Source organism: Sporosarcina sp. P34, from assembly GCF_002743375.1.
Taxonomy (GTDB): domain Bacteria; phylum Bacillota; class Bacilli; order Bacillales_A; family Planococcaceae; genus Sporosarcina.
Map to the genome: position 1 here is coordinate 49,033 of NZ_PDZC01000003.1, position 25,194 is coordinate 74,226.

The 25,194-nt window shown below is 40.7% G+C and carries 21 protein-coding genes; 18 read left to right on the top strand and 3 right to left on the bottom strand.

Annotated elements, in window-relative coordinates; translation table 11 throughout:
- Nucleotides 1-127 precede the first annotated feature (127 nt).
- The 4 genes from CSV63_RS06330 (at nucleotide 128) to CSV63_RS06345 (ending at nucleotide 4,303) form a co-directional block, all read left to right on the top strand.
- The gene (locus CSV63_RS06330) at nucleotides 128-1,474 is read left to right on the top strand and encodes a dihydrolipoyl dehydrogenase family protein (protein ID WP_099695072.1); all 1,347 of its coding nucleotides are present in this window, start codon (nucleotides 128-130) and stop codon (nucleotides 1,472-1,474) included.
- Between the two features lie 187 nt (nucleotides 1,475-1,661).
- A complete protein-coding gene (gene thiD, locus CSV63_RS06335) occupies nucleotides 1,662-2,489 on the top strand; it encodes a bifunctional hydroxymethylpyrimidine kinase/phosphomethylpyrimidine kinase (RefSeq protein WP_099695073.1) in 828 nt (275 codons plus the stop codon).
- 432 nt (nucleotides 2,490-2,921) lie between these two features.
- Nucleotides 2,922-3,281: a winged helix-turn-helix transcriptional regulator gene (locus CSV63_RS06340; RefSeq protein WP_099695074.1), complete on the top strand. Its 360-nt coding sequence runs from the start codon at nucleotides 2,922-2,924 to the stop codon at nucleotides 3,279-3,281.
- Complete coding sequence (locus CSV63_RS06345; protein WP_099695075.1) at nucleotides 3,278-4,303, top strand: LLM class flavin-dependent oxidoreductase; 1,026 nt, start codon at nucleotides 3,278-3,280, stop codon at nucleotides 4,301-4,303. Before CSV63_RS06340 ends, CSV63_RS06345 begins: the two co-directional genes overlap by 4 nt.
- 53 nt (nucleotides 4,304-4,356) lie before the next feature.
- On the opposite strand, the gene pepF is transcribed toward CSV63_RS06345, so the two are convergent.
- Entirely contained in the window at nucleotides 4,357-6,165 is a 1,809-nt protein-coding gene (pepF, locus tag CSV63_RS06350; RefSeq protein ID WP_199203620.1) for an oligoendopeptidase F, read from the bottom strand.
- 79 nt (nucleotides 6,166-6,244) lie between these two features.
- Nucleotides 6,245-6,697: a hypothetical protein gene (locus tag CSV63_RS06355; RefSeq protein ID WP_099695076.1), complete on the bottom strand. Its 453-nt coding sequence runs from the start codon at nucleotides 6,695-6,697 to the stop codon at nucleotides 6,245-6,247.
- A 167-nt stretch (nucleotides 6,698-6,864) separates the two neighbouring features.
- On the opposite strand from CSV63_RS06355, the gene CSV63_RS06360 reads away from it, so the two are divergent.
- The 10 genes from CSV63_RS06360 to brnQ all read left to right on the top strand — a co-directional run bounded on the left by CSV63_RS06360 (nucleotide 6,865) and on the right by brnQ (nucleotide 19,223).
- Nucleotides 6,865-7,344: a PaaI family thioesterase gene (locus tag CSV63_RS06360; protein WP_099695077.1), complete on the top strand. Its 480-nt coding sequence runs from the start codon at nucleotides 6,865-6,867 to the stop codon at nucleotides 7,342-7,344.
- 33 nt (nucleotides 7,345-7,377) lie between these two features.
- Nucleotides 7,378-8,589 carry an MFS transporter gene (locus CSV63_RS06365; protein WP_099695078.1) on the top strand — a complete coding sequence of 404 codons (1,212 nt, stop codon included), beginning with the start codon at nucleotides 7,378-7,380 and terminating at the stop codon, nucleotides 8,587-8,589.
- 42 nt (nucleotides 8,590-8,631) lie between these two features.
- The gene (gene cysK / locus CSV63_RS06370; RefSeq protein ID WP_099695079.1) at nucleotides 8,632-9,558 is read left to right on the top strand and encodes a cysteine synthase A; all 927 of its coding nucleotides are present in this window, start codon (nucleotides 8,632-8,634) and stop codon (nucleotides 9,556-9,558) included.
- Nucleotides 9,559-9,803: 245 nt separating this feature from the next.
- The gene (locus CSV63_RS06375; RefSeq protein WP_099695080.1) at nucleotides 9,804-10,646 is read left to right on the top strand and encodes an ABC transporter ATP-binding protein; all 843 of its coding nucleotides are present in this window, start codon (nucleotides 9,804-9,806) and stop codon (nucleotides 10,644-10,646) included.
- A complete protein-coding gene (locus CSV63_RS06380; protein WP_099631493.1) occupies nucleotides 10,579-11,334 on the top strand; it encodes an ABC transporter permease in 756 nt (251 codons plus the stop codon). The genes CSV63_RS06375 and CSV63_RS06380 overlap by 68 nt, the downstream gene beginning before the upstream one ends.
- Nucleotides 11,335-11,361: 27 nt before the next feature.
- A complete protein-coding gene (locus CSV63_RS06385; protein WP_099695081.1) occupies nucleotides 11,362-12,366 on the top strand; it encodes an aliphatic sulfonate ABC transporter substrate-binding protein in 1,005 nt (334 codons plus the stop codon).
- A 126-nt stretch (nucleotides 12,367-12,492) separates the two neighbouring features.
- Nucleotides 12,493-13,212 (top strand): NAD-dependent deacylase, encoded by a 720-nt coding sequence (locus CSV63_RS06390; RefSeq protein WP_099695082.1) that lies wholly within the window; start codon nucleotides 12,493-12,495, stop codon nucleotides 13,210-13,212.
- A gap of 105 nt (nucleotides 13,213-13,317) precedes the next feature.
- A complete protein-coding gene (locus CSV63_RS06395) occupies nucleotides 13,318-14,472 on the top strand; it encodes an exonuclease SbcCD subunit D (RefSeq protein ID WP_099695083.1) in 1,155 nt (384 codons plus the stop codon).
- Nucleotides 14,469-17,543, top strand: a complete 3,075-nt coding sequence (locus CSV63_RS06400) for an SbcC/MukB-like Walker B domain-containing protein (protein ID WP_099695084.1) — start codon at nucleotides 14,469-14,471, stop codon at nucleotides 17,541-17,543. The genes CSV63_RS06395 and CSV63_RS06400 overlap by 4 nt, the downstream gene beginning before the upstream one ends.
- A 300-nt stretch (nucleotides 17,544-17,843) precedes the next feature.
- Nucleotides 17,844-19,223, top strand: a complete 1,380-nt coding sequence (gene brnQ / locus CSV63_RS06405; RefSeq protein ID WP_099695085.1) for a branched-chain amino acid transport system II carrier protein — start codon at nucleotides 17,844-17,846, stop codon at nucleotides 19,221-19,223.
- Nucleotides 19,224-19,273: 50 nt separating this feature from the next.
- Here brnQ and CSV63_RS06410 read toward each other — a convergent pair whose 3' ends face one another.
- Nucleotides 19,274-19,939 (bottom strand): GntR family transcriptional regulator, encoded by a 666-nt coding sequence (locus tag CSV63_RS06410; protein ID WP_099695388.1) that lies wholly within the window; start codon nucleotides 19,937-19,939, stop codon nucleotides 19,274-19,276.
- A 445-nt stretch (nucleotides 19,940-20,384) separates the two neighbouring features.
- Between CSV63_RS06410 and CSV63_RS06415 the strand changes: the two genes are divergently transcribed.
- From CSV63_RS06415 to CSV63_RS06430, 4 genes are all read left to right on the top strand, one after another.
- Nucleotides 20,385-20,711 (top strand): DUF485 domain-containing protein, encoded by a 327-nt coding sequence (locus tag CSV63_RS06415; RefSeq protein ID WP_099695086.1) that lies wholly within the window; start codon nucleotides 20,385-20,387, stop codon nucleotides 20,709-20,711.
- A gap of 13 nt (nucleotides 20,712-20,724) precedes the next feature.
- Nucleotides 20,725-22,272 carry a solute symporter family protein gene (locus CSV63_RS06420; RefSeq protein ID WP_099695087.1) on the top strand — a complete coding sequence of 516 codons (1,548 nt, stop codon included), beginning with the start codon at nucleotides 20,725-20,727 and terminating at the stop codon, nucleotides 22,270-22,272.
- Nucleotides 22,273-22,501: 229 nt separating this feature from the next.
- Nucleotides 22,502-24,430 (top strand): DUF294 nucleotidyltransferase-like domain-containing protein, encoded by a 1,929-nt coding sequence (locus tag CSV63_RS06425; RefSeq protein ID WP_099695088.1) that lies wholly within the window; start codon nucleotides 22,502-22,504, stop codon nucleotides 24,428-24,430.
- 68 nt (nucleotides 24,431-24,498) lie between these two features.
- Nucleotides 24,499-25,164 (top strand): 3'-5' exonuclease, encoded by a 666-nt coding sequence (locus CSV63_RS06430; RefSeq protein ID WP_099695089.1) that lies wholly within the window; start codon nucleotides 24,499-24,501, stop codon nucleotides 25,162-25,164.
- The last annotated feature ends 30 nt before the right edge of the window (nucleotides 25,165-25,194 follow it).

Sequence of the window (25,194 nt, forward strand, 5' to 3'; positions counted from 1 at the left end):
ACTGATATATAGTATGTACGTAGGAAAGTAACGTGAATTGAACTGTATAATGGTTTCCAAGTGTGATAAAGGACGATAAAGGGTAATTGATTAAAGAATGAGCAAGAATAGGCGGAGGAGATAAAGTATGGTCAAAGAATATGATTTGCTTGTGATTGGAACAGGTAGTGCAGGTTCCATTACAGCAACAAAATGTAGGAAAGAAGGCTGGAGCGTTGCAATTATCGATGATCGACCGTTGGGTGGGACATGTTCTCAACGGGGGTGTGATCCGAAAAAAGTATTGGTAGAGGCAGCAGAACTGATTGATTGGAATGAACGGATGCAAGGAAAAGGGATTGAAGGAGATAGCAAAATCGATTGGCCTACATTAATGGAATTCAAACGCACATTTACTCAGTCGATACCTGAAGATACGGAAGAGAAATATGAGAAATTAGGAATTGATATGTATCATGGCAAGGCAGTCTTCCAAAGTGAAAACGAATTGAAAGTCTGCTCAGAAGTATTGAAAGGGAAATATATTTTAATTGCTTCAGGTGCAGAACCTATAAAAATGGGTATCGAAGGGGAAGAATATTTGACGCACAGTGATGACTTCATGGAGTTGGAGTCACTACCAAAAAAGATTGTCTTTATAGGTGGCGGATTTATTTCATTCGAATTTGCGCATCTTGCTGCAAGGGCAGGATCTGAAGTGCATATTTTGCATAGAAGTGAAAGCGCCCTAAAGAAATTTGATCAAGATTTAGTGAAAATGCTGATTAAACGTACGGAAGAAATGGGTGTTCACGTGCATTTGAACACACCGGTAAATGGAATTGAAAAATGTGGCCATTCATTTGTGGTCAAAGGGGAACAAGAGGATCGCCAAGTGGAATGGAAAGCGGATCTTGTTGTACACGGGGCAGGACGCACACCGGCATTGGATATTGATTTAGAAAAAGGAAATGTACAGCGTGATAAGCGAGGCGTATGTGTCAATGAATACATGCAAAGCGTAACTAATCCACATGTATATGCAGCTGGAGATGTCGCTTCAAGTGACGCGCCTCCATTGACACCCGTCGCAACAACTGAATCACATGTTGTCGCTTCGAATCTTCTAAAAGGGAATAACAAAACGGCAGATTATCCAGTCATTCCATCTGTTGTATACACCGTTCCTAAATTATCATCCGTTGGAATGAGCGAACAAGAGGCAAAAAACTCCGGTTTAAAAATATATGTAAAATCACAAGATATCACTGAGTGGTTCACATATAAACAGACAAATGAAGCGGCCGCGGCATTCAAAGTAATTATCGACCAAGAAAAAGATGTCGTACTTGGTGCTCATTTCTTGGGCGGAGGAGCCGATGAACTGATTAATCTATTTGCGATGGCTATTCGATTCCAAATTCCTCTTATAGAATTAAAGAAAATGCCATTCGCGTATCCAACGATAGCTTCTGATATTTCTTATATGGTGTAAAAAAATCATTCCAACTCTCTATCCTAAAAGTGGATAGAGGGTTTTTAGTTACTAGTAAAAAAGGAGTGTATTCTGTACAGTACTATGAAATTGACTCTTCAAACCTCGCTACGTTATCCTGTAGAATGACGCAGTTATAGTGTAAATAATCCGATGAAGTACATAGTAAACAGGAGGAAAAGAGAAAATGATCAAGCGAGCATTAACTATCGCTGGTTCCGCTGCACGTGGAGGAGCAGGCATCCAAGCAGATTTGAAAACATTTCAGGAATTTGATGTGTTTGGGACCACAGCGGTCACAGCGATTGTCGCAAGAAATCCACGTACTGGACAAGGTATATACCCTCAGTCCTGGGAAGCGATTGAAGCGCAATTAGTGACGATAGAAGAAGATATCGGTATTGATGCCATGAAGACTGGCATGTTGTTTACAAAAGAAATTATTGTTAATGTAACGAAATGGATTCAGCAGTCTGATGTTCAAAATATAGTAGTGGATCCCGTGATGATCGGCAAGATGGGCTCTGCGTTATTGAAAGCCGATGCAATGGAAGCGATGCAAAAACAATTGATTCCTCTTGCTACGATCATTACACCGAATATGCCTGAAGCATCTTACTTATTGGGCGGTATGGACTTGAAATCTGTAGCGGATTTAAAGGAAGCTGCACGTCGTTTGTTTGAATTTGGACCGAAGTTCGTATTAGTGAAAGGCGGAAGATTGGAAGGACCTGCAGTAGATGTGCTGTATGACGGTGAACAGTTTTATCTGCTTGAAGCTCCTAGAATGGAGACGTTGAATACGAATGGTGCAGGTTGCAGTTACTCTGCTGCTATCGCGGCAGGCTTGGCGAAAGGACAAACGGTACAAGTTGCCGTAGTGGAAGCGAAGAAGTTCATCACAGCAGGCATTCGACGTTCATTGACTTTCAAACGAGGCGTGGGACCAATCTATCACGCGGCGTATGGTAAGTACGATGAAGTGGGCTGTAATGTAACTATCGAGCAAGCATGAAAAGGATGAGGCTGGGATGTAACTTAAAAAAACAGTCCGTTCTCCTACGCTATAAAAGGCGCGCATGAGCCTCCTCGTCGCTAAGTGCAAATACATGCAACGCTCCGCTTTTACTTTCAAAAGCCGTCCTTCGTAACGGATCTCGCTACCTGCGGGGTCTCAACATTCGCGCTAAATCCCGCAGGAGTCGGCCTTTTTCCGCTTCGGTACACTCTTGATTACTAACGAATTAAACTTTATAAATACGTTTCAGTGTATGAGAAAAGGTATGAAGGTGTCTTCTCCTTCATACCTTTTGAGGTTTTGACCCAGCGACATCTTTCTGTGCATCACTTACTAATAGTACGTTCTTTATAAGATTACTATTAGTAAGCTTGTTTATCATAACTAGGTATGATAAAGTGAAAAGAGTACAGGATTGGGGTTTTGCTAATGAAGAAAAATGAAGAGTTTGTTCAGTCGGTAAATCCTAAAGGTCAAAAAAGTTGCGATAGTTTCCACAACACAATCGAGTTTATTGGTAAGCGTTGGATGGGAATTATTATTTATCATTTATTAGACGGACCGAAGAGGTTCTTTGAATTATCGATGGAAATCGAAGGGATATCAGATCGTCTTCTAACGGAGAGATTGCGTGATTTAGAAGCACAAGGCTTGGTCATTAAAAATCAGTCCGATCCAAAGGTCAGAAAAGTCGAGTACGAACTTACACCAAAAGGGAAAGAATTGGAAGACATTATTCAGGCCATTTGTGAGTGGGTAAAGAAAAATGGTTGCTGTTATAAGGAGTGAATACATTGATAAGAGAACAGGCAAAACGTTTTAACGGAATTCCGTTATCGATATTAGACTTAGCAATGATTAATGAAGGAAGTCATGCAGGACAGTCATTTAAGAATAGTGTAGATCTTGCACAGCATGCAGAAGAGTGGGGGTTCAATCGCTACTGGCTGGCGGAGCATCATAATATGCCGGGTGTTGCGAGTTCCGCGACATCTATCATCATTGGACATGTAGCGCAGATGACAAAGGATATTCGAGTGGGTTCTGGCGGTGTCATGCTGCCAAACCACGCGCCGCTAGTTATTGCGGAACAGTTCGGTACTCTCGATGCTATGTATCCAGGTCGTATTGACTTAGGGCTAGGCCGTGCACCGGGAAGTGACCAGGCGACAGCGTATGCACTTCGCCGAACATTACAAAGCGGTGGAGAAGACTTCCCACAACAACTAGAAGAATTACGTATGTATTTTGCGGGCAATCCGACTGATCGCGTTCGAGCATTTCCTGGAGCGGGCCAGAACATTCCGATTTGGTTGCTTGGTTCAAGCGGCTTTAGTGCGCAATTATCTGCGGAACTCGGCTTACCGTTTTCGTTTGCCAGTCATTTTGCACCGCAGTTTATGATGCAGGCACTGCAAATTTACCATCAAAATTTCCGACCGTCGAAAGATCTTCAGAAGCCCTATGTAATGATGGGCGTTAATTTAATTGCAGCGGATACAGATGAAAAGGCACAATACGTGGCTACATCAATGCAGCAGCAGTTTCTAAATATCCGACAAGGTAAGATGACGCAATTTACGCCTCCAATTGAAGATATTCATGCGACATGGTCACCATTTGAGCAAGAAGCGGTTGCACAGCAAAGCCAAGCACCGTCTGTCATTATTGGTAGTCCGGAAACTGTGAAGCGGGAGCTGGAAGAGTTCGTGGAAATGACGAAAGCGGATGAGCTGATTATCAGTTCAGGAATCTTCGATCACAAAGAACGACTTCGCTCATATGAAATCCTAAGTGAAATAATGAAGTAAAAGAAAAAGCATCCGCCTTGCAGGAAGAAACTGCTTGGCGGATGTTTTTTTTACTATGCGTCAATCTCTTCAGTCAGTTTCTCAATTTCATCAATTAATTCACCAATATAGGAGATCGTATCGCGCAACGGTTTGTCTGTTGTGATATCGATTCCTGCCATTTTCGCGAGATCAGCTGGTTTTTTTGAACCGCCTGCACGTAGAGTATTGAGCCAATCTTCAACAGCTGGGTCTCCTTCGATCAATACGCGTTTGGCCATTTCAGTAGAAATGGTCAATCCAGCACTATAAGTGTATGGATATAAGCCCATGTAATAGTGTGGTTGACGCATCCAAGTCAATTCTGCTCCATCATTCATCTTCACGCTATCACCCCAGAATTCTTCGAGTACACCGCGCTTCAAATCGTTTAAAATAGTCGCATTGACATGGCCACCTGCATCCACTCGTTCGTACACTTTGCGCTGGAACGCTGCTTCAAGTAAATGTGTCACGAAGTTATGATAATACGTTCGTGCGACAATGGAAGATAGTACCCATCGCTTAAATTTCGGGTCAGCGGAATTTTTCAATAAGTGATTGGCCATCAGCATCTCATTCATCGTAGAAGGCGCTTCAATGAAGTACAGTGATGATTCCGAATTGAACAGGTTTTGTGCCTCATGGGCATAGTTGAAATGACCAGCATGACCTAATTCATGCGCTAAGACAAAGACATCTTCCATGCTACCTGTCCAAGAAATTAAGATAAATGAGCCTTGACCATAAGGGCTTGCACAAAATGCACCTGTTGATTTACCTTCATTTTGAGCGAAATCAATCCAGCGTTCTGAATAGGCGCGGTTCACCATATCAAGATAGTGATCGCCCATAACAGCAAGCGCATCCTTCATATATTTCTTCGACTCCTCCACAGTAATGGAAGGTTCATATAACGGATCGATTGGCATTTTTAAGTCTGCAAACGTCATTTCGTCAAGACTATATATTTTCTGAAGAAGTTTCGCGTACTTTCTCATATGGGGTGCGAGTTCTTCCGTAATTACATCGATTTGGCGATTGTACATAGAACGAGCCACATCTTGTTCCATCAATAAATAGTCGATAACGGAGTCATACCCACGTAAATTAGATATTGTTTTCTCCATCTGTACATGCATGTCATATGTTTTGGCAGTTGTGTGTTGATATTTCCGCAACGTATCGCTGAAAGTTTGAAACGCTGCACGTCTTACCGATGTTTTAGGTTCAGACTCCCATTTCCCTTCAAATGAAACATAGCTCAGTGGATAGGTTTTTCCATCTACAGTGAAGTCAGGGAAGTCGATGTCTGCCATTTTCGTTGTATTATACATCGAATAGGGTGCTTGGAAAGAAGCAGAGAATGCAGCGAGTGTCTTCTCCACTTCAGGGTGTAATTGATGCGGTTTTTCCCGAATGATTTTATCGAATACGGTGGCATATTCCTTAGATTGTTTACTTGCTTGTTGTAAAGTCTCCTCGGAAAGCGCAGTCAATTCACTCATCATGAAAGAAGTTTGACTACCGATTTTGGCAGCGATTGAACCAAATCTACTCTCTCTCATTTGGGCAGCATCATTTGTTAAATCAACACTTGCGGTCAGCTCAGCATAACTGGCGATCTTGACAAGTTTCTCTTGTAAGTTGCGATAAGCATCCAAGGCTTGAATAGCTGAAGTTGAATCTATGATCGTACCTTTATAGTTTTTCAGAAAAGCAGTTGCTTCCGTTTCAGTATCTTTTACTGCTTTCTCGTAGTCTTGTTCATTTTCAAATAAGGTTTGTAAATTCCAAGTTTCTTGTTCGTTCACTTGTGCACGTTTAGGTAAGCTTTTCACCAATGTGAATCTCTCCTTCAAATCAATTATTCGGTTGTCGAATTAACTAATAGTATAATACAATGAATGTTTACAGTACAAATTATGGTTTATTGGAAAGTATAAATTCCATTAGCCAATCAACCTGTAAGGGACCATTGACAACCTTATAATAAAGACGGTCATTGTGGATTAATATCCCTTCCTCAATCAATATAGTCATACGATTTCCTTCTTCATCGTGTAGATCGATTGTGAAGAGTGGTTGGTCGTCAAACAATTGTAATGTATCCGGTTCCACCTGCTCATAATCATATGCTTGGAGAAATTGAAGTAGGCGGTCAACTTCTTCAACTTGGTCCACTCGCCACGTAACGGCTTGCTGGTTTTGCAGACCAGGTTGCCGGAAAGTAATGAATGAATAAGGAGATAAACCGTTCAGTTGTTGTTCTTGCAATCGCTCAAAGGGATGGGAGGCAGCTTCGTCGATTGTCTGAATCATGACATAAAATCCTCCAGCCACTAATAATGCCAAGATAACTCCACGTATCTTCATACTATCCCCCTCCTTCCATAAAATTTTGGTTCTCACTAGTATATGAAGGTAATCAGGAAGATACGCATATAACTATCCATACTATGAATGATATTTTGTTTTAATTCGATATTTTAATATTCAGAATGTATAATAGAGGGTATTCATCTGAAAAGGAGACGATCAATATGAAAGAATATGTGACGCATGCAATTCAGGATAATTATGCGGATGACTTTTCATGGTGTTATGGTTGCGGACGGCTCAACGAGGAAGGGAACCATTTCCGAACGGGTTGGGAAGGAGAGCAAACTGTTACGTATTCATTGCCTCCTGAAAAATATACGGCAATTCCGGGATTTGTGTATGGTGGATTTCTAGCTTCATTTATGGATTGCCACGGCACAGGATCTTGTGCACTTGCCCTACATCGAAAGAACGGTCATGAACCTAGTGACGGGACTGTACCGCCGCGCTTCGTGACTGCTTCTTTGCAGATTACCTACAGTAAACCGACTCCGCAAGGAAAAGTATTAAAAGCGATTGGAAACGTTACGGAAATTCATCCAAAGAAGTGGAAAGTAGCTGTAGAAATTTACGCTGAGGATGAATTATGTGCTTCTGGCGAAGTAATTGGAGTTGTAATGCCTACTACATTCACGAAGTAAAATAGACAACTAGATGAGGTGTGAATAGACAGAATGAGTAAATCTTCACAAACTGCCGTAGCGAATCCGGTATTTCCTATCATGATTGCAATTGCAGTCTGTCATTTATTTAACGACACGCTACAGGCAGTGATTCCAGCTATGTTGCCGATTCTGGAAAAAGAATATCAATTTAGTTATAAACAATTAGGATATATTGTTTTTGCTCTAAATATCGTAGCTTCTCTACTTCAACCAGTTGTAGGATATTTAAGTGATCGCAAACCCAAGCCGTTTGCGTTGCCGATTGGCATGACATGTTCTTTAATTGGAATGGTGGGGCTAGCATTAGCACCAAGCTATTGGCTGATCATTGTATCTGTTATGTTGCTAGGATTAGGGTCAGCGATTTTTCATCCTGAAGGTTCTCGCGTGTCATTTTTGGCGGCGGGAAACAAGCGTGGACTTTCGCAGTCTATCTATCAAGTAGGAGGTAACTCGGGACAAGCCCTCGCACCTTTGATCAGCGCTTTCGTCCTCGTTCCTCTCGGCCAAATAGGAGCAGCTGTTTTTGTATTAGTAGCTGCTGCTGGTATTGTTTTATTAACCCGAATCTCGATCTGGTACAAGAAACAGCTGAATGAAGAGCGTTTAGGCACGCGAAAGAAAGTATTATTAACGACATTGGAAAGTTTGTCAAAAAGACAAATCACCCTCGCGCTAACTTTATTAATGATTATTATTTTCGCGCGTTCATTCTATGTGACGAATATTACGAGCTTCTATATTTTCTATTTGATTGAATACTATGGCATGACGATTCAGCATGGTCAGTTGTACATTTTCTTATTCTTGGCTCTGGGTGCTGTTGGGACGTTTTTCGGTGGACCCATGGCAGACAGAATAGGACGAAAAAAAGTGATTGTCTTATCGCTTATTGTGCCTTTACCACTTAGTTTGTTGCTGCCGTATGCACCTGTACCTGGAATCATTTTATTATTGTTCACGATCGGATTCTTTATTATGCTTAGTTTTTCCGTCACGGTGATCTATGCCCAAGAACTCATACCTTCCAAAATTGGTACAATGGCGGGACTAACTGTAGGATTAGCGTTCGGAATGGGGGCAATCGGTGCTGTTGCCATCGGAACACTTATCGACTCGATCGGTATTTATCAAACGATGATCATCACGTCATTTTTGCCGTTCATTGGTCTAGTTGGATTAGCTTTACCTAGTGATCAAAAGATTACATCAGCTACATAATCAGATTATTAGTGTTATCATCATGAAGAGAAGGTGTACAGAATGAAAATAGTCAATAATATGGCGGAATTAATCGGAGAGACTCCGCTTGTAAAAGTACGAACGCTCGGCGAAACTACTGGCGCTGAGGTGTATGTGAAATTGGAGTATTTCAATCCAAGCCGTAGTGTAAAAGATCGCGCGGCTTATCAAATGCTTGTAGAAGCCGAGAAAACGGGGGTACTGAAACCCGGTGCCACGATTATTGAGCCGACGTCAGGAAACACGGGAATTGGCTTGGCAATGAATGCTGCAGCAAAAGGATACCCAGCGATTTTTGTTATGCCGGATAACTCTACGATTGAACGTATTAACTTAATGAAAGCCTATGGAGCGAAGGTTGTATTGACACCTAGCTCAGAGCGTATGCCAGGTGCGATCTCTAAAGCAAATGAAATTTCAGAGTCCATTGAGAATAGCTTTATTCCGATGCAGTTTGAAAATGAAGCGAACCCTGATAGTCATCGCCATACGACGGCTGTTGAAATTATAGAAGCCATTCAATCCATCAATCGTAAATTAACTGCATTTGTCTGTACTTCAGGAACAGGTGGTACGGTAACAGGAACAGGTGAATCATTAAAAGAGCATGACCCAGCTATTACAGTTCATGTGGTTGAACCAGCAGGGTCACCGGTATTATCAGGTGGCAAACCAGGCAAACATAAACTGGTAGGGACCAGTCCTGGATTTATTCCAACTGTTTTAAATACCCATGTCTACGATGAGATTTTCCGTATTGAAGATGACGACGCATACACAACCGTCAGGCAATTCGCAAGACAAGAAGGAGTTTTGCTCGGGCCGTCAGGTGGCGCATCACTGTATGCAGCATTGCAAGTGGCGAAACGTTTAACTCCTGAAGATACAGTCGTTTGTATTGCGCCTGATTCTGGTGAAAGATATTTATCAAGTGATTTATTTCAATAATACTGACAAGCAAAACCTCTTCCCACGTTGGGTAGAGGTTTTTTAGCGTAGAATTTCGGAATAAAAATGATAGAAAGCTATTACCTATAGCATGTAATCTCATGTTCTTAAATAGATTGAAAAAATAATCAGAAATCCTATTGACAAAACCTACGTAAATGGTAGATTATATATATACAAAACATATAAAGTTAGTAGGAATTAAAACCGAAGTGACAAAAAAGTATTTATGAGGGGGAATCAACATGTATTTGAAAATTGAAGGCATTGAAAAGAGCTTTCCCCACAAAGAAAAGGGAACGGTCAAAGTACTAGATCACATCAACCTTGATATAGAAAAAGGACAGTTTGTTTCTATAGTAGGTCCGTCAGGTTGCGGAAAGTCCACTATGTTGTATTTGATTGCAGGACTCGAAAAAGCTGAACAAGGGAAAATTAGTATTAACGGAAAAGAAGTAAAAGGGTCGGGATCAGATCGAGTGGTCGTTTTCCAAGAAGCGGGGTTATTTCCCTGGCTGACAGTACTCGATAACGTTACATACGGTTTACTATTGAAGAAGATGTCGAAGAAAGAAGCGGAACAAAAAGCGATTGAAATGTTGAAAATGGTCCACTTGGGGAATTACATTGATTCCTATCCGCATGAATTGTCAGGGGGAATGAAGCAACGCGTATCCATCGCGCGTGCGCTTGTCATGGAGCCGGATATCCTATTAATGGATGAACCATTCGCGGCATTGGATGAACAAACGCGTATGGTACTTCATAAAGAGTTATTGGATATTTGGAGAAAAACGAAAGTAACTGTCCTCTTCATTACACATAATATTCGCGAAGCGGTATTACTTTCGCAAAAGATTGTCGTGTTTGCGACACGTCCTGGGAAAATTAAGGCGACCTTCAAATCTAATGATACAAAAGATGGCGTCATGCCGAATGACGTGACGTTGCAACTCGAAAAGCAGATTTTGGCTGAACTTCAAGAAGAAATAGAGAAAGTGTTGAAGGAGGAGATGGGCGATGACTACAGCTTTAAGACGAATAGTGTTTCTCGGGATACTAGTGGCGATATGGGAAGTCACATCTAGGCTATCGGATTTACCCGATTTTATGTTTCCGAGTTTCACACAAGTCATGTCGACTTTGATTTCTGGACTCATCTCCGGTCAAATCCTCATTGCAATCGGTGCAAGCCTTAGCAGATTGTTAATTGGATTCACGATTGCTTCTGTACTTGGACTGGTACTTGGTTATTTGATTTGGCGATATAAAATAGTGGAAGACACACTTGGTTTTCTAGTGACAGCTTTACAGTCTATTCCAAGTATTGTCTGGTTTCCACTTGCGATCATCTGGTTCGGTCTCAATGATTTTGCTATTCTATTTATCGTTACATTAGGGGCTACTTGGACGATGATCGTTAACGCAACAAGCGGCTTTAAAAACGTACCGGTATTATATCAGCGTGTTGCCAAATCACTAGGATCTAGCGGTTTTCACTTTTTGCGGACCGTGATCTTGCCAGCGTCCGTACCACAATTAATTTCTGGATTACGCATCGCGTGGGCATTCTCATGGCGTGCACTCATGGCAGGGGAATTACTAGGTGCCGGCGTCGGTCTCGGTCAACTACTAGAATCAGGACGCGCACTTGGTCAAATGGATTTAGTTATTTCTGTCATGATTATCATCGGTGTTATTGGAACGATTATGGATAATGTATTATTTTTGCGTTTGGAACGCAGTGTTGAAAGAAAATGGGGAATTCGGGCGTGACACGCTCTAAGAAAAGGGGATTATTATATGAATAAGAAACTATTAGGTGTATTGCTTTCTGTATTAGCAATTGTGGGGATTTTGTCGGGATGTGGAAAAACGGAAGTAGACAGCGCGGATAAAAAAGAAGTAAAGATTGGATATTTCCCGAACTTAACACATATCGCAACAATCGTTGGACTTGAAAATAATTATTTTGCGGAAGAGTTCGGTGAAGACATTAAGATTACGACGAAGACAGTTAGTAACGGTGGGTTATTCATGGAGGCAATGGCTTCTAATTCGATAGACATCGGAACAGTTGGACCTGGACCTGTAATCAACTATTATGTAAAAGATCCAAAGTATCATATTGTTTCTGGAGCAGTAAATGGCGGTGCGGTATTAGTAGCCAACGGTAAAAGTGGGATTAATGAATTAGCTGATCTAGACGGTAAGAGAATTGCAATTCCTGTAATCGGCAGTACGCAAGATGTAATGTTACGTAAAGCGTTGAAAGACGTGGACTTAAAAGCAAAAGCTAACGGAGGAACAGTTGAGTTTTTCGCATCTGCACCAGCGGATACAGCGACATTATTCATTCAAGATTCTGTTGACGGCGCAGCAACACAAGAACCATGGGGGTATATTTTACAAAATCAGGCGAATGGTAAACTGATTCTTGACTGGGAAGACTTTGCTTGGGGTAAAGAATCAACGAACACAGTTGTAGCAACAAGCGATGCATTTTTGAAAAACGAAAAACTATCAACTGCTTATTTGACAGCTCACGCAAAAGCAGTTCAATTCATTCGTGATGAGCCGGAAAAAGCACAAGAACTAGTAGTGAAGCATATCAAAGATCTGACTGGTAAAGAAATAGCCAGTGATGAATTGGAAGCAGCATTCACACGGATTGAAGTTACAACAGATGTAAATGAGGACGTATTGCAAGAGATGGCTGATATCAGTCAAGAAGCAGATTATATCCAAACGAATGAAATCGATGGATTGATTGATCTGGAAGCTATTAAAAAAATTACAGCAAACTAATACTAAACGAGTATCCATTGTGGATGCTCGTTTTTCTTTTTCCGTATCGTTTGATAAATAGCAATAAAACAGGATATGCTAGAATGTAGGTAGAACATAATTTCGCTAGTTGAAAGGATGAGGACAGTGCTGGCAGATTTATTGAAGGAATCGAAACGTACTATTGTCTATACTGGAGCAGGAATGTCGACAGAAAGCGGCCTACCAGATTTTCGTTCTGCTAAAACGGGCATGTGGGAAACAGAAGATCCTGCTAAAGTGGCGAGCGTAACTGCTCTCAATCAACAAGTAGAACAGTTTTTTCAGTTTTATAAACAACGCGTCATAGCGGCAAAAGAAACAGGACCGCATAAAGGACATGATATTTTAGCTAAGTGGGAAAAAGATGGTTTGATCGATGGAATTATTACGCAAAACGTCGATGGTTTCCATACGATGGCAGGGTCAAAAAACGTCATGGAACTTCATGGGACACTTCGTCATGTCCATTGTCAAACGTGTGGTGAAGAATACGGTAACGAACGCTACGAACAAGAAGAATTTTACTGTGATTGTGGCGGTAAGTTGCGTCCATCCGTTGTCTTATTTGGAGAAATGCTACCGGAAGAAGCATTTATTCAAGCGATATTCGAAAGTGAGAAAGCTGATCTCTTCATTGTCCTAGGTTCATCATTAACCGTTACACCTGCGAATCAATTTCCGCTGATTGCGAAAGAGCAAGGCGCGAAGTTAGTCATTATCAATATGGAGCCTACAGAAATGGATCACTTTGCCGATCTCGTTATCAATGAACGCAAAATCGGAGAAATACTGAATGAGGCGGATCAAAAAGTAGATAGTAAGTAATTTGAGATAGAGGAATGAGCGTAGTGAACGGGGTTTTCATATCCCACTTTTTGTTACGCTGTTCTTCTTGTCTACATTTTTATAGATGAGAAGAGGGGAATCAATTTGAAATTTTTTCATACCGCAGACTGGCATCTCGGCAAGCTCGTCCAAGGAATCTATATGACAGAAGATCAGCGTTATATATTGCAAGCTTTTATAGAAGAGATAAAGAGAGAACAACCGGACGCAGTCATTATAGCCGGAGATCTGTATGATCGGGCAATTCCGCCAACTGAAGCGGTAGGTTTGTTGAATGAAGTTCTACAGGAGATTGTTATCGATTTGAAAATACCTGTCATTGCTATTGCAGGAAATCACGATAGCCCTAGCCGCCTTCATTTTGGAAGTACGTTTATGAAAGACCAAGGTTTATACATAACAGGAGAATTATCCCCGCACTTGTCACCAGTCAAGCTTCAAGACTCGCATGGTGATGTCTATTTCCATTTAATACCATACGCGGACCCTTCAGTTGTTAGTCACTTGCTTGAAGATGAGTCGATTTCCAGTCATCAACAAGCAATGAAGAAAATCATTGAGCGTATAAAGAAGTCTATGGATCAAGATGCTCGACATGTTTTCGTTGGTCACGCATTCATCACTACGCATGGTGAGAAAGAGGAGAATACAAGTGACGCAGAACGGCCATTATCGATTGGTGGGGCTGAATATGTTTCTGCAGATTTGTTTGAGCCGTTTCATTATACGGCGCTTGGTCACTTACATCAGGCGCATTTTGTAGGCAATGAAACGATTCGTTACGCAGGTTCACCATTAAAGTATTCAATATCGGAAGAGAATCATCAAAAAGGGTATCTCATTGTGGAGCTTGGAGGAAATGGAAAAGTGGAAATTGAGAAAAGGTTACTCACTCCTCTTCATGATGTGAGAACGGTTGAAGGAACGATGGAAGATCTATTGATGATGTCTCACAATGAAGACTATGTGTTCGTCAAGCTGCTTGATACGGTACCAGTCATGCAACCGATGGAGAAAATCCGTTCTGTCTTTCCGAATGCCATGCATGTTGAACGTAAACTTTTTGCTTCTTCTACAGACAGTCTTGGTGGAACAGTGAATGTTGAGAAAAAAGAAGACGACCAAGCAATGTTTGCTTCCTTCTTTAAAGAACTTCAAGGTGAAGAAGTAGATGAAGAAACGAAAGAATTATTCGCTGAAGTTTTGTGGGACGTTATGAAGGAGGAAGAACGTGCATGAAACCCATTATATTAACGATGACAGCGTTTGGACCGTATAAAGATAAGGAAGTTATTGATTTTCGTGATTTGAAAGATCATCGTTTATTTGTCATTTCTGGAAAAACGGGTGCTGGCAAAACCACAATCTTTGACGGTATTTGTTTCGCATTATATGGACAGGCAAGTGGAGAGGATCGCACTGACACAAAAGCGTTGCGCAGTCAGTTTGCGCATGATGACATGCAGACGACTGTAGAATTAACGTTTGATATCCATAAGCGTAGATTTCGTGTCGTGCGTCAGATTCCTTACAGAAAAAAAGGCAATAAATCGGATACATTAGGACGCTGCGAATTATTTGAAGAAAAAGACGAGCAGTTTGTTCCAGCGGTAGATCGCCAAATTGTTACGGAGGTAAATGAAAAGATCGAACAGTTGCTAGGCTTTACGCACGCACAGTTTAGTCAAATCATGATGTTGCCTCAGGGGGAATTTCGCAAATTTTTAACATCCGATACGGGTAATAAGGAAGCCATCATGCGGAAAATCTTTAAAACTGAACCGTACCAGAAGATTGTAGAACAGTTAAAAGTGAAAAAAGAAGAAGCGAATGCGGAATATCTTCGCGAAAACCAGTTGGGTGACACGATTCTTCATCAAATTCCGGCGAAGTTACCTGTACGTGACTCTTTATTATTTGCAGAATTACAATCAGAATACCCTAACTACCATCAGCTCATAGTAGGTCTTCAACAAGAACATGCCTATCATGAGATACAATCTAAAGAAACACATAAAGAATATACCAGACTCTATAAAGTTCATAACGAAAAACAACGAGAATTACATGAGGCTCGTTCAATTAATGAACAATTTGCCAAGCTGCTGCAACGCCAAAAAGAATTAGATGGATTGCTGGCGAAACAACCAGAGATGAAAAGTCTCGAACAGCAATTGCAGCAAGCAGAACGGGCCGCGAGATTAGAAGATTTAGAACAACAAGTGAAGTCTACTGTAATGGAATGGCAGAAAAAAGATCGAAGTTATTCCGAGGCTGTCACGTTTCTCGCTGATGCGGAGAGAAAGCTAGTGACGGCAAAGGCTTCTTATGAACAGGAACTAGCTAAAGAATCTGAGCGAAATGAAGTGAAAGAACAGGTACTTACGCTAAAAAATTTACTTCCAACCGTATCCGGACTCACGGCGCAACGTCAAGTGTTAGAGGAACTGACGAAAGAGGTAGACCAAGTAGAGAAATCCTTGCTAGGAAATCAGCAAGCAGCAAAGCAACAAACAGAAGCCATGACCGTGCAGAAAAATGAAATTAGTGAATTGGAAACGTCATTAGAAGACTACGAACAGTTGTTGGATCAACTTTCAACTTGCAAAGCCGTCGCAAAGCAAGTGACTTTATACAAGCAACAGCTAACACAACAACACGAACTGGAGACACATTTTACAACCGCTAAGCAACAAGTAGAGCAGTATACAGATGTCTATCAAGCTCTTGAGAATCGTTGGATTAGTAATCAGGCAGTAGCCCTTGCTGCTTCACTTCATGACGGAGAGTCTTGCCCGGTTTGCGGTAGTATCGACCATCCAGCTAAAGCCGAAGTGGCAGAAGCTGAGCACGTATCGAAGCAACAATTAGACACAGCCAAGCTAGAGTTAACGAATAAAGTACAGACTTTCCATACTAAGCAGGCGGAATTGCAACAACTCAAGCAACGTATTGAAGTAAGTAAAACTGAATTGGATGAGCAACAAGTAGATTTGAATCGTGATTATCAAAAAGAACAAGCAAATCTGACGGAAAAAGTAGCTGTCCTTAGAAATAAGCGAGAGTTAGTGAAACAAAAGAAAGAGCAACAAAACCGAGCGCAGAAGGCCATGGATGAACTCACTAAAGAACTGAATACATTGGAACAGCAGCGCAACGAATTAAAAGCAGAGCTTGAAACGAAACGAGCTCTCTATAACTATGCACTAACGAAGGTTCCTGAAAATCTACAGGAACTATCCACATTGCAACAACAAATTACAACTAAAGAAACAACAAGTCAACAACTTGAAAGTGCTTGGAAAACGATTCAACAGAAATTACAAGACGCCTCAACTGAGAAAACAAAGTGGGAATCGCGGGAGATTTTGGAGAAGAAATCCTTAGCAGATATGAAAGAAAAAGTAGACCATAGTTCAGCTTCCTTTACAAAACGGCTGACAGAAGAAGGATTTACCTCGGAGGAAGATTATAGGCGAGTGAAACTGCCGACTTCCAAACGTCAGGCTATTCAGCAACAACTTCAAGTGTTCGCTCAAACGCTTCATACGATACAATCATCCGTAGAAGAACTCAAGAAGTCTGTAGGTGGCAAACAGCGAACGGATATGAAAGTCATGGAGCACGAGGTTGAAATAATGAAAACACAATATGAAGAGGCGTTTGCTCTGTGCAATCAATCAAAAGCACGGGAACAAGCAGCGCAGGATCTATACAATGAATTAAAAACTAGCAAATCTAGGGAAGCAGAGCTAGAAAAGACGTATGGAAAGATTGCGAATCTCTACGATCTAATCCGTGGTCAAAACCATTTAAAAATTTCCTTTGAGCGCTATATTCAAATCGAGTATTTGGAGCGCATCATTCAAGCTGCGAATATTCGCCTGCGTGATCTTTCAAATGGACAATATGAACTCGTCCGTAGTGACCGTCAGGAAACTAGAGGGAAACAGAGTGGCTTAGGTATAGACGTTCATGACGCATATACAGGGCAGACACGAGACGTTAAGACGCTATCAGGCGGTGAAAAATTTAATGCCTCCTTATGTTTGGCACTGGGTATGGCGGATGTCATTCAAAGCTTCCAAGGCGCTGTTCGTATGGAGACGATGTTTATTGATGAAGGATTCGGAGCATTGGATGAAGAGGCTATTGCGAAAGCTATAGATACACTCATCGCTCTTCAGCAGTCAGGGAGAATGATCGGGGTCATTTCCCATATTGATGAAATGAAAGAGGCTATTCCTGCTACATTGCAAGTAACCAAATGGAGAGAAGGGTACAGCAAAACAAAATTTGTACTGAGTTAATTAGCTCAGGGGAGTAAAGCGTAGCTAATCGACTTTGAAATGGAAATCACTAACTATCCAATATACATCTTTTCAATTAATCAATTTATCAATCCAAACTGATCTCTGCGGAGGTCAGTTTTTTCTATTTTTTAAACATCTATTGTAGATATTGAATAATAGTCTGTAAGTTGACAATATAGGCAAAAGTTAAATGATTTGACTGGCTGTTGATTTTCTAAATTGAGAAGAGTAATATAAGGGAACGCAATATATTGCATACAAATTAAAGCTGTTGACTTTGGGAGGATTTTTATACATATGGAGAACAAACTATCATTTTCATCGAGTCTTGTTATTGGGGTTATGCTATTTGCATTATTTTTTGGTGCAGGTAATTTAATTTTTCCCGCCGAGCTTGGACAGCTGGCTGGAGATCAAACGTGGAAAGCTATGGCTGGCTTTTTATTTACTGGAGTAGGTTTACCTTTTTTAGGTATTTTGGCAATTGGTTTTTCTGGCAAGAAAGATTTACAAGACTTGGCGAGTCGAATTCACCCAGTCTACGCTGTTCTATTTACAGCAATACTTTACTTGACGATTGGCCCGTTTTTTGCAGCACCACGAACAGGAGCTGTGGCATTTGATATTGGTGTTGCTCCATTTTTACATGGCTTCCCTATTGATATCGCCCGTTTTTTATTTACACTCGTGTTCTTTGGTATTAGCATGTGGCTGTCATTGAACCCTGCAAAGATCGTTGATCGTGTCGGTAAATATTTGTCACCACTTATTATTATTATATTGATTGGCTTAATCGGTATGACGCTTCTTAATCCAATGGGAAGTGCGCAAGTTTCGCAAGCTCCTTATAATGAAACACCATTCTTTACAGGTTTTCTTAAGGGATACAATACGATGGATGCATTAGCCTCGCTAGTTTTTGGAATCATTGTCATCAACGCGTTGCGTGCTATGGGCATTACTAGTAAAAAACAAATATTGTCTTCTACGGCTAAGACAGGATGTGTGGCAGCCGGATTTTTAGCCATTATATATATAGGTATTGCGTATCTAGGTGCCACATCGGTTGATTTATTTGGCTATCTGGATGGCGGGGGTTCTGTGTTAAGCGAAACTTCTTCTTATTTATTCGGTACGACAGGACTATTGTTACTCGGAGTTGTAATTATGCTTGCCTGTCTAACAACGGCTATTGGGCTTTTAACTGCATGTGGTGAGTATTTCCATGCAATCATCCCAAAAGTTAGCTATAAAATTTTTGTAGTATTCTTTTCACTATTCTGTTTGGTTGTAGCGAATTTCGGTCTAGCGAATATTATCAATTACTCCATTCCCGTACTAGTTCTACTGTATCCACTGGCCATGGTATTAATCCTGCTAACATTCACGGGCCCTTTATTCCATCAATCCAGCTTGGTATATCGAACAGCGACTATAACAGCTTTTCTCGTCAGTTTCGTTGAAGCGCTTGTGAAGTTCTACTCACTAGTAGAGAAGAACATGCCGAATTGGCTCGTGACTGTAGAGGAGGCATATACAGCGTACATTCCATATTATACAGAAGGTGTCGGCTGGTTAGTTCCTGTATTGATTGTGACCGTCGTAACAGCTGTTGTGGCGGTGGTACAAAATAAAGGGCAAGGTGCCCAAAATATCTTTACTAAAGAAAAAGCATAAAATTAAAACAGGATCCGATTTAGGTCGGATCCTGTTTTCTACTCTATTTATCAATCAACTTTTTCAATCGAACGAAACTCCTCGATCGCGCGCAACCAATTTTCCCTCATAACTTTAGTTACTTGCTCACCATTACGCTTACTCATTAAATCTATGATCTGGTCATGTTCTTCAATCGATTTTTCCGTTAGTATAATGGAATTATGAAAGAAAAGTCTACGCACATGAGCTTGTAATGAGACAAGCATTGAAGAAATATATGGATTATTAGCTGTGTCCACAATGATTTGGTGAAATTTTTCATCGGTTTTCAAAGCTTGAAAATAATCTTCCCTTTCAACTGCTAGCGCGAATTTCTTATTTGTTTCTCGCAATTTCCTAATAATACTTTCTGTTAGGTTTGGTATAGAAAGTTCAGCTGATAATGCTTGCAGCGCAGCGAGTGGCGGGAGTAAGTCCGAAATAGATTCACGATCTACGTCTGTCACTTGCGTTGCTTTACCTGGAAACATTTGAACAAATCCTTGAACTTCTAATAATTGTAGTGACTCACGTATAGGCGTGCGACTCACTCCGAGTGCTTCTGCTAATTCAACGTCATTTAGTTTTTCGCCAGGCTGTAAGGTTCCATCGATAATCCATTTCTGCAGTTGACTAAATGCACTTTCTTTAGCGGTCTTTCGTATGGGTTGTGCGTGGTTAGTTGGTATAGGCAATTTTTCACACCATCTTTCTCCAATAAGTAGTCTTCCCACCATGTTTATTTCACTAATAACCAATATACAGTATACTACAACTTTTTCCTGTTGTTTAACAGTATTTTGCACAATACAGTGAAATAATTAGGAATTGCCATAAGATTCGGATTTTAAAAAGTGTATGATTAATGCAAAAAGTTCTTGTGGTTTCTGCTTATATTTGATAGATTAATGTCTATACATGATTTGCTTTCTCAGTAGATTTAATTTTATGAATCTTTAAAAATGTCATTGCAAATCTAGTGAATGTTTGGTATCGTTTACATGTGTACTATAACAAATCTATATCCGAATACGCTGTGACATATTATCATTTTAACGTGATGATGAAAGCGGTTTCAGTCAGATGGGGGGAATAGGAACTAATTTACTACGCTATTTAAAATAGAAAGGGGATTAACTAATGACTAATCAAGTGGCACGTGGGAAATCCACGATGGATTATGAAAAACTTGTTCAAACAGAAGACTTTAAGGGTCTTGTAAAACGGAAAAAGAACTTCGCTACACCTTTTGTTATTTTCTTCTTCGCAGCGTACTTTATTCTTCCACTATTAACTGGTTATACAAAAGTTTTAGAATCACCAGCAATTGGCGCAATGACGTGGACTTGGGTTTATGCATTCTCCATGTTCGTAATGGTATGGGTATTCACGTCCATATACATGAATAAGGCAAAATATTTTGATGATGAAGTGGACAAGATTATAGAGAAAAACGTTTTAAAATAAGGGGGTTGTGTTCATGAGTTGGATTTCATACGTAATATTCTTCGCTGTAATCGCGCTGACACTCTACATTACATATTGGGCGGCAAAGCAAACGACTACAGCAAGTGACTTTTATACTGCCGGTGGTTCATTAACAGGTTGGCAAAATGGTATGGCGATTGCTGGTGACTACTTATCCGCAGCATCATTCCTAGGTATCGCAGGTGCAATTTCACTTAACGGATTTGACGGTTTCTACTATAGTATTGGTTGGTTAACGGCTTATCTCGTTGTTTTATTCTTAATTGCTGAACCACTACGTAACTTAGGGAAGTTTACGATGGCGGATATGATCGGTGCTCGTTTCGGCGCTAAGAAAGTGCGTGGAGCAGCAGCATTGAACACAATCACAATCGTAATGTTCTACATGCTTGCACAATTAGTTGGTGCAGGCGCGCTTATTAAATTATTATTCGGTATCGAGTATTGGATGGCAGTTCTAATCGTTGGAACAATGATGTTAATCTACGTTCTATTCGGTGGAATGACTGCGACAAGCTGGGTACAAATTATCAAGGCAGTTCTTTTGATGTTGGGTACAATCATTATCTCGTTCTTGGTACTTATGAAGTTTAACTTTAACTTTATTAGTATGTTTGAAGTCATGAAAACGGCTACTCCACATGGTGAAGCGTTCCTTCACTCAGGGGTTGTGTATACAGATACAATTGGACTTATTTCAGTATTAATCGCATTGGTTTTAGGTACAGCTGGTCTTCCACACATTTTAATGCGTTTCTTCACAGTTAAAGATGCGAAAACAGCACGTTCTTCCGTTATTTATTCTGTATGGATTATCGGTATCTTCTATGTATTGACAATCTTCCTTGGATTTGGTGCAGCTAAATTCGTTGGAGCGGATGCAATCATCGCAGAAAACGCGGCAGGGAACATGGCAGCACCAATGTTGGCTGGAGTCCTTGGAGGAGACGCACTTGAATCCTTCGTTGCAGCTGTTGCATTTGCGACAATCCTAGCAGTTGTTGCAGGTCTTGTACTATCTGGTGCTTCTGCAATCGCTCACGATATTTATGGACAAATCTTCAAAAGTGGTAATGTAACCGAGAAACAACAAGTTGCAGCTGCTCGTTGGGCTTCTATTGCAATTGGTGTTGCTTCCATCCTTCTTGCACTTGGTTCTGAAAAGTTGAACGTTGCGTTCTTAGTGTCACTGGCATTCTGTGTTGCTGCATCCGCAAACGTACCAACTATTCTATTGACAATTTATTGGAAAAAGTTCAATACAACAGGTGCTGTTGCATCTATGTTGACAGGTCTAATCGTTGCACTAGTTCTTGTTGCGATCAGTCCATCAGTTATGAACCCAGTTGAGGGAGCTACTCTTATTACTGGTAATCCAATCTTCCCATACGCTAACCCGGCTATCGTTTCCGTACCAGCAGGTTTCCTTGCTGCTTGGATTGGTACACTTGTTAGCTCTAAGCGCCATGAGAAAGATGAAGTTTCTTATGCAGAAGTTCGTTTCAAAGCGGAAACTGGCTACAAAGAGCTTGATCTGTAGTAATTAGCTTGATATTCAACCAATGGTTCCCTCTTCTACCAGCACGACAGAAGAGGGAATCATTTTTTATTTAACGGATACATTGTGTAGGTAGATAAGGTATTGATCTAATGTTGACAGTTCTTGCGTAAAGACTATTGGATGTAAGTATTTAGGTACTGATGACATTTGGATTTGAATAATATGAAGTGAGATTTCGTGATGGTCAATATGAATAGGAGGTTTTGAAATGCCGAAGATGGTAAAAGATCAGGAATGGTATGATAAAATTCATAGAAATCCATTGTTTATGAACACGTCAGAAAAGGAATTTGATCAGCTATTGCTTGAATGTAAACTCAAAATGTATGAAGAAGCAGAGAGATCTAACTATTTCAAAACACCTCAGGAAGGTTTACTCGTCGTGTTGAAAGGGTCCGCCGAGGTTCAAATAGAGGGACAAGATGGCAGCTCGGTAACACTAGAATTTATTCAAGAAAATGAAGTCATTGGCTTTTCCAATTTTGCTTACTACTTAGGAGAAATGGCCAGACCGCTTGATAAACATCATATTGATATGGTCGTGGCCGAGGGCTCCGTTTGTCTACAAGTTCCGTATGAAGTGATAAAGCATCGGATGGACGATCAACATGTGCGGGATTATGTCTTACGTAAAATGTCGATTCGTTTGGCGAATGTTTATACCTCATTAGGCGAACAAGTACGTTTGGCTGATGAATATGGTGAGAGTGAACCGTATGTCCGTCGTGTACAGGATTTCATGAGCAGTCCAGTCGTGACCATTCATGCGGAGGCAGAAACAAAAGAAGTAGCTGTGTTGATGATTAAACACTCGATTAGCTCTATAATTGTTACAGATCAGTCAGGCAAATTGCTTGGAATCGTGACGGAAAAAGATCTGGTTGAACGAGTGATAGCGGGTGGTGGTTCCGCAATCGGATTAAAGGCGAAAGATATCATGACGAAAAAACCGCATACAGTCAAGGTAACTGATTATTATTACGAGGCCTTGACTAAATTTTATAAATATGGAATTAAGCATTTGCCAGTAGTCCAAGCAGGAAAGCCTGTAGGTATTGTGACATTTGCTACATTGATGACGAAACGCGATCGTAATTCCATGAATATCTTAAAAACAATAGAAGAAGCTTCCTTTGAAAATTTGCCTGTCGTTAAAGCGGCGATTTACGATGTGCTATCCAATTTAATTCAGGATGAAATTTCAACCATCCACACACTGGAAATCATTACAAAGTTCTATGATCGTTTAGCGAAGCATTGCGTTATGTTGGCCGTACAATCACTTGAAGATCAAGGGAAAGGAACACCGCCTGTAGCATTTGCTTGGTACCAGATGGGCAGTGGTGCACGAGGAGAGCAGTTTATGCTGACCGATCAGGATCACTTCCTTGTCTATGAAGATGTATCGAGAGAGGAATCCGAGCAAGTAGAGAACTATTTTGAACTTCTTGGCAACGAAATTGTCGTTCACCTTGAGCAAGCAGGCTATACTAGATGTATTGGATTCATGATGGCGAGTGAATCGCAGTGGCGTGGCACGATGGCAATTTGGCACGAACGCATTCGCCAGTGGGCACTACGGTCTACACCTGAACAGATCTTGCTCGGCTACAACTTCCTGTCATTCCGTTTTCTCTACGGTGAAACGACTGTCAATGATCGCTTTATCTTAATGGTTCAAGATTTGTTGAGAAAATCAGCTACATTTATTTACTATATGGCACAACAGGAAAAAGAGAAACCAATACCACAATTGCAACAAAACTTTTTGACTATTTTCAGGGGACGCAGTAAATCAGATGTGATTGATATTAAGAAACATGCTCTCTTCCCGCTTCATCATTGTTTGCAAATTTTAGGAGTCAACAATGGGATCATCAACGCAACACCTCTCGAGATTATCTCTGCTTTGCAGAAAAAGAGAAAAATCACGAAAGACTTTGCGGAGGAAATTCGCCATGCATATGAAATATCATTGAGTATGAGAATTTCCATGTCGTGGGAGAAACACTTACGAGATGAAAAAATTTCTACAGAAATTGACTTGCGTAAACTAAGAAGATGGGAATTAAACGAATTGCGTACAACGCTAGATACAGTCAGAGCGCTTCAATCACATTTATTATCAAAACTTTAAGAAAGTATAGATAAAGTTCCCTGTACAAAATTTGTGCATATTGTACTATATAAGTAGGGGGCGATATCATGTTTTGGAAGAAGAAAAAATTAACGTATGAATTACAACAATCGCTTCAGCTAAATACGCCGCTGCAAGATATGAATTTCACAGTATTTGATACAGAAACTACCGGTTTTGCAATTGGTGCAGACGATCGAATGATTGAGATAGGTGCCGTACAAGTTGAAGGATTTGAGGTCACGGATCATGTATTTCAAACATTTGTGAATCCGTCAAGAGATATTCCTCCCATCATCAGCAAGCTGACCACTATACAGCAGTCACAAGTGGACAATGCTCCTATGCCTCTTCCAGCTATTGAAGAATATTTTGCCTTTATAGAAAAGCATAAAAGTGCGGGCTGGGTTGGACATCATGTCAGTTTTGATGAAATGGTGATTAAGAAAGAATTAAGTCGTCAGAAATGTACATTTCAAACCCCTACATCATTTGATACGATGCATTTGATTAATTATTTGGATCCTACAGGTGAGCAACAGGACTTGGAAGATTATGCCCGTCTATTCGGCACAGAAGTGTTCGAACGACATCGTGCATTAGGCGATGCGTTGACAACGGCATATGTATTCACGGCACTTCTAAGAAAACTTGATCGTCAAGGCGTGAAGACTTTGGCGGATTTACTACGAATTAAAAATGGTGGAGCACAAAAGTTTGTTTCTCAAACGTAAATTCAGTTATCGGGTTCGCCATTCAATGAA

Coding starts and splice junctions, on each gene's coding strand:
- CSV63_RS06360 (WP_099695077.1), top strand. CDS start 6,865: ATGAAAGAATATGTGACGCATGCAATTCAGGATAATTATGCGGATGAC.
- CSV63_RS06430 (WP_099695089.1), top strand. CDS start 24,499: ATGTTTTGGAAGAAGAAAAAATTAACGTATGAATTACAACAATCGCTT.
- CSV63_RS06380 (WP_099631493.1), top strand. CDS start 10,579: ATGACTACAGCTTTAAGACGAATAGTGTTTCTCGGGATACTAGTGGCG.
- CSV63_RS06385 (WP_099695081.1), top strand. CDS start 11,362: ATGAATAAGAAACTATTAGGTGTATTGCTTTCTGTATTAGCAATTGTG.
- CSV63_RS06330 (WP_099695072.1), top strand. CDS start 128: ATGGTCAAAGAATATGATTTGCTTGTGATTGGAACAGGTAGTGCAGGT.
- CSV63_RS06420 (WP_099695087.1), top strand. CDS start 20,725: ATGAGTTGGATTTCATACGTAATATTCTTCGCTGTAATCGCGCTGACA.
- CSV63_RS06340 (WP_099695074.1), top strand. CDS start 2,922: ATGAAGAAAAATGAAGAGTTTGTTCAGTCGGTAAATCCTAAAGGTCAA.
- CSV63_RS06365 (WP_099695078.1), top strand. CDS start 7,378: ATGAGTAAATCTTCACAAACTGCCGTAGCGAATCCGGTATTTCCTATC.
- CSV63_RS06400 (WP_099695084.1), top strand. CDS start 14,469: ATGAAACCCATTATATTAACGATGACAGCGTTTGGACCGTATAAAGAT.
- CSV63_RS06425 (WP_099695088.1), top strand. CDS start 22,502: ATGCCGAAGATGGTAAAAGATCAGGAATGGTATGATAAAATTCATAGA.
- CSV63_RS06355 (WP_099695076.1), bottom strand. CDS start 6,697: ATGAAGATACGTGGAGTTATCTTGGCATTATTAGTGGCTGGAGGATTT.
- CSV63_RS06375 (WP_099695080.1), top strand. CDS start 9,804: ATGTATTTGAAAATTGAAGGCATTGAAAAGAGCTTTCCCCACAAAGAA.
- brnQ (WP_099695085.1), top strand. CDS start 17,844: ATGGAGAACAAACTATCATTTTCATCGAGTCTTGTTATTGGGGTTATG.
- cysK (WP_099695079.1), top strand. CDS start 8,632: ATGAAAATAGTCAATAATATGGCGGAATTAATCGGAGAGACTCCGCTT.
- CSV63_RS06415 (WP_099695086.1), top strand. CDS start 20,385: ATGACTAATCAAGTGGCACGTGGGAAATCCACGATGGATTATGAAAAA.
- thiD (WP_099695073.1), top strand. CDS start 1,662: ATGATCAAGCGAGCATTAACTATCGCTGGTTCCGCTGCACGTGGAGGA.